General features: G+C 58.9%; 1 protein-coding gene and 1 pseudogene. One reads left to right on the top strand and one right to left on the bottom strand.

All coding sequences use genetic code 11. The annotated features are described in order from the left end of the window. Positions 1 to 471: transglutaminase-like cysteine peptidase (locus tag ACXJ7R_RS34740; protein ID WP_457155739.1), on the top strand; the 471-nt coding region annotated here is incomplete at its 5' end. Between the two features lie 106 nt (positions 472 to 577). Here the strand turns inward: ACXJ7R_RS34740 and ACXJ7R_RS34735 are convergent. Further along, a pseudogene (locus ACXJ7R_RS34735) lies at positions 578 to 855 on the bottom strand (ribbon-helix-helix domain-containing protein); the annotation flags it as partial.

Below are 855 nucleotides of genomic sequence, written 5' to 3'. Positions count from 1 at the left end.
GCCCAGGGCAAGGGGTTCAGCGAGAAGCTATCCTTCGTCAACAGCAGCGTAAATCACCTGATTGCCTACAGGAAAGACAGCGTCGTCTACGGCAAACTCGACTATTGGGCAAAGCCGTCGGAAATTCTCGAACGGCGAGCCGGCGACTGCGAGGATTTTGCCATCCTCAAGATGACGGCTCTGCTGAGGGCCGGCATTCCTACGCAAAGCATGGCGCTCGTTGTTCTCCAGGACCGCAAGCGAGGCTTCTTTCACGCGGTGCTGTCGGTCAGCACTGGCAGCGGCACCTTCATTCTCGACAGCCTCAGCAACATCGTCGTGCGCGATAGCGATCTTCCCGACTACGTTCCGCTCTATTCGTTCAGCACGGACCGGGCCTGGATCCACGGCTCGAAACCGGGCGCAGCCCAGATGGCTGAGATCAAAGGCGGCTTCGCGACCGTTGCGCCGGGCGAAGGCGTTCAGCGATAGATTTTCCGGCAAGATCACATGTCGCCAAAAGTGATTTTGGGACAATGGTTTGCATGAAAACCAGAGCGTGAGCGCATCGGCTGAATCCGGATCAACGTGACACGCCTCAGCCGCCGAAGACGAACGCCATCAGCAACTCCGGCTCGACCACCGGGGCTCGCACAACATTCAAATGACCCCGGTATCGACGTTCACCGGCGCCGATGACAAAGCCGGTAGCCACCGGCGCTTGGCCATTGGCGTCGAGCCGCGCGAAAATGTCGGCTACATTGAGGTCCAGCGCCAGCTTGAGGTCATGGCGCGCATCGTCGTTTGGAGCTATCGGCAATTGACGCTTGACCAGTTGCTGGAACGGCGCGTTGAACGTCAGGATCTTCTTCGACG

This window comes from Mesorhizobium sp. P5_C1, from assembly GCF_054049815.1.
This window is presented reverse-complemented; position numbering and strand designations above follow the sequence as displayed.